Origin of the sequence: Salipiger sp. HF18, assembly GCF_011806505.1 — a bacterium.
GTDB lineage: Bacteria > Pseudomonadota > Alphaproteobacteria > Rhodobacterales > Rhodobacteraceae > Salipiger > Salipiger thiooxidans.
The window spans coordinates 1-3,118 of record NZ_JAATOS010000464.1; the positions used below are offsets into that span (position 1 = coordinate 1).

Sequence of the window (3,118 nt, forward strand, 5' to 3'; positions counted from 1 at the left end):
TGTTCCGTTCCTTGTCAGTCGTCGTGTGCGGTCGGGTCCCAGTGAAGCGGAACGCCGCGGGGGGCGTCCAATTCATTCGGATTTCCGACCGATAGAGAAAATTTTTCCCGTCTTCGGTCACTCTGCCGCTTTCAGCATCGCTCCGCCGAAGCGGTCGAGCCGGAAGGGGGTGGGGTCCACGAGCGTCGCGACGCCCGTGGCGAGTTCGCCGGCCAGTTGGCCCGCGGCGGGGCCGATGCCGAAGCCGTGGCCAGAGAAGCCGCTGGCGATGACCAGCCCGGGGATTTCGTCCACCGGGTCGATCACTGGCACCGCGTCGGGGGTAACGTCGATGATGCCGCCCCATTTCTCGGTGATGGTGGCCTGTTTCAGCGCCGGGAAGGCGGCCTGCACGGCACGCATCGCCTTGGCGAGTGCGGCCTCCTGCGGCTCGGGATCGAGCACGCGGCATTTCTCGAAGGGCGAGATCTCGTCGGGCTGCCAGTGCCGGGGCGTCACCAGCCCGTCCCACATGCTGCGGTCGACGGTCAGGCTGATCTCGCCGCGGTTCTCGCGGAGGCTGCCGAGGTACTTGCCGAAGAGCCGGAAGCTGTCGGGCGTGATCTGCACCTTGGAGCGGCCGCGCTGAGCGATGGTATAGCCGCCATCAAGGCGTGGCCGGATCCCGAAGGCGCCGTTGCCGAGCGCGTGGGCCGGGCCGCCCTTGATCGGCGCAGTGCGCATGGCCGAGCCGCGCACCCGCAATTGCGGGAAGTCGATTCCGAGGTTGCCGAGGAACAGCCGCGACCATGCACCACCGGCGACGATCACCGCGGTGCAGGCGATGCGCCCGCGCTCGGTGATCACGGCCGAGACGGTGCCGGCCTTGGTCTCGATGCTGCGCACGGCGCAGCCGGTGAGCACGGTGGCGCCCTTGGTGCGGGCGCCGCGCGCCAGCGCGGGGGCGGCGAGCGCCGGTTCGGCGCGACCGTCGTCCTCGGTGTAGAGCCCGGCACGTGCGGTGAGCGATGCGCCCTCGAAGCGGTCCGACAGCTGCGCCGGGGTCAGCGACTGGGCGGCGAGCCCGAAGGTCTGGGCGTCCCGGCGCACCGTCTCGATCCACGCCATCTCGGCGTCGGTCTGGGCGGTGTAGACCACCCCGGTGCGGCGGAAGCCGGTGTCGTGTCCGGTGCGCTGCGCCAGCGTGTCCCAGATCCGCAGGCTCTCGATGCCCAGCGGGTACTCCGCCACGGCGCGGCCCATGCGGCGGACCCAGCCCCAGTTGCGGCTGGACTGTTCGCCGGCGATGCGGCCCTTCTCGATCAGCGCCACGCGGTGACCCTGCTCGGCGGCCCAGAAGGCGGCGGAACAGCCGACGATTCCGCCGCCGATGACGACGATATCGACGGCTGCAGGAACGGACGGGTCGCTTTCGACCTTGTCTGCATAAGGACGCATCATAACCCCGGTTCGTAGCGCCAGTTGACATTGAGCTCGGAGACGCTTGCGCTGTTGGGCAGTGTGACCACCTCGGCGACGAGGCGGGCGAGGTCTTCGGGCTGGGTGATTTCGTGCCGGGGCAGGTCGTGCCGCAGTGTCAGGTCGGTGGCGACGAAGCCGGGGCAGACGGCGCAGGCGCGCACACCCTGGTCCCAGCCCGCGCGCCGTGCGGCGTGCGAGAGCGCGATCGCCGCGTGCTTGGTCATCTGGTAGCCGGCGTTCAGCCCCAGCACCCGCTGCCCGGAGAGCGAGGCCAGCACGATGACCCGCCCCGTCCCCGAACGGCAGAGCGCGGGAAGGGCGGCACGGGTCAGCCGGAACGGCGCCTTGACGTTGACCGAGAGCAGCCTGTCGAGCATCGCCTCCATCTCCTCGTCGTCCTGCGCGGGCTCGGGCATGAGCTCGAGCGGGCCGCCGATGCCGGCGTTGTTGACCAGCGCGTCGATGCGGCCGAATTCGGTCTCGGTGGCCTCGACGAAGGCACGGGCGTCCTCGGCCACGGCGGCGTCGTACTGCACCACCAGCGGGTCATGCTCGGCAAGGCTCGCGGGGAGCTTCGAGGGGTCGCGCAGCCCCAGCGCCAGCCGGTAGCCGCGCTCCGCCAGGGCCAGCGCGATGGCGGCGCCGATGCCGCGATTGGCGCCGGTGATCATCGCGACGGGATCGGTCATGCGGGCACCCCCTCGGCCACGGGCGCGGCCTTGATGCAGGCGGCGCGCCAGCCGTCGCCCACGGGCGCGAGCGGCGGCACGCCTTTGGCGCAGGCCTCTTCGGCGAGCGGGCAGCGGGTGCGGAACGGGCAGCCCGAGGGCGGGTTGGCCGGGCTCGGCAGCTCGCCCTTGAGCACCTTGTCGCCCTCGGAGGGATCGCGCGGGTGCAGCGACGGCGTCGCCGCGAGCAGGGCGCGGGTGTAGGGGTGCGACGGCGTGCCGAAGACCTTCTCGGCCGGGCCCTCCTCGACGATGCGGCCGAGGTACATGACCACGATGCGGTTGCAGAGGTGGCGCACCACGTGCAGGTCGTGGCTGATGAACAGCATGGCAAGGTCTAGATCGCGGCGCAGGTCCATGAGCAGGTTCACCACCTGCGCCTGGATCGACACGTCGAGCGCCGAGACGGGCTCGTCCGCCACGATGAAATCCGGCCGGGTCGACAGCGCGCGGGCGACCGCGATGCGCTGGCGCTGACCGCCCGAGAACTCGTGCGGGCGGCGCTCGGCGGCAGAGGTGGGCAGGCCCACCTGTTCGAGCAGCCGCGCGACCTCGGGCCCGAGCCCGTCGAAATGGCCGATGAGCCCCTCGGGGGCCAGCGCGCGCACCGCCTCGCCGGTCGGTCCGAAGGTGACGAGGATGCAGGGCACCCCCGCCGCCGCTGCGGTCTTGCGGTCGGTGTCGGTGTCGCCCACCAGCAGGCTCTGCCGCAGCGCGCCGCCGACACGGGCCACGGTCTCGACATAGGGCCGCGCGTCGGGCTTGCGCACGGGCAGCGTGTCGGCGCCCACCAGGGCCGCGAACATGTCGCGCACGCCCAGCCGGCGCAGCAGCTCTTCGGCCAGACCTTCGGGCTTGTTGGTGCAGATGCCGACACGGATACCCTGCCCGCGCAGCGCCTCAATCGCCTCCACCGCGCCGGGATAGAG

General features: G+C 71.5%; 3 protein-coding genes. All 3 read right to left on the bottom strand.

Translation table 11 applies throughout. The annotated features are described in order from the left end of the window. Positions 1 to 117: 117 nt before the first annotated feature. Positions 118 to 1,437 (bottom strand): FAD-binding oxidoreductase, encoded by a 1,320-nt coding sequence (locus tag HC022_RS22475; protein ID WP_254885236.1) that lies wholly within the window; start codon positions 1,435 to 1,437, stop codon positions 118 to 120. Continuing rightward, positions 1,437 to 2,150, bottom strand: coding sequence for an SDR family NAD(P)-dependent oxidoreductase (locus tag HC022_RS22480; protein ID WP_089955389.1), 714 nt, complete (start codon positions 2,148 to 2,150; stop codon positions 1,437 to 1,439). The genes HC022_RS22475 and HC022_RS22480 overlap by 1 nt, the downstream gene beginning before the upstream one ends. Next, the coding region (locus HC022_RS29460) for an oligopeptide/dipeptide ABC transporter ATP-binding protein (protein WP_254885237.1) at positions 2,147 to 3,118 on the bottom strand (972 nt) is incomplete at its 5' end. The genes HC022_RS22480 and HC022_RS29460, both read right to left, overlap by 4 nt.

What these genes read in the sequence shown, in the direction of transcription:
- HC022_RS22480 (WP_089955389.1), bottom strand. Translation starts at nt 2,150, where the DNA reads ATGACCGATCCCGTCGCGATGATCACCGGCGCCAATCGCGGCATCGGC.
- HC022_RS22475 (WP_254885236.1), bottom strand. Translation starts at nt 1,437, where the DNA reads ATGCGTCCTTATGCAGACAAGGTCGAAAGCGACCCGTCCGTTCCTGCA.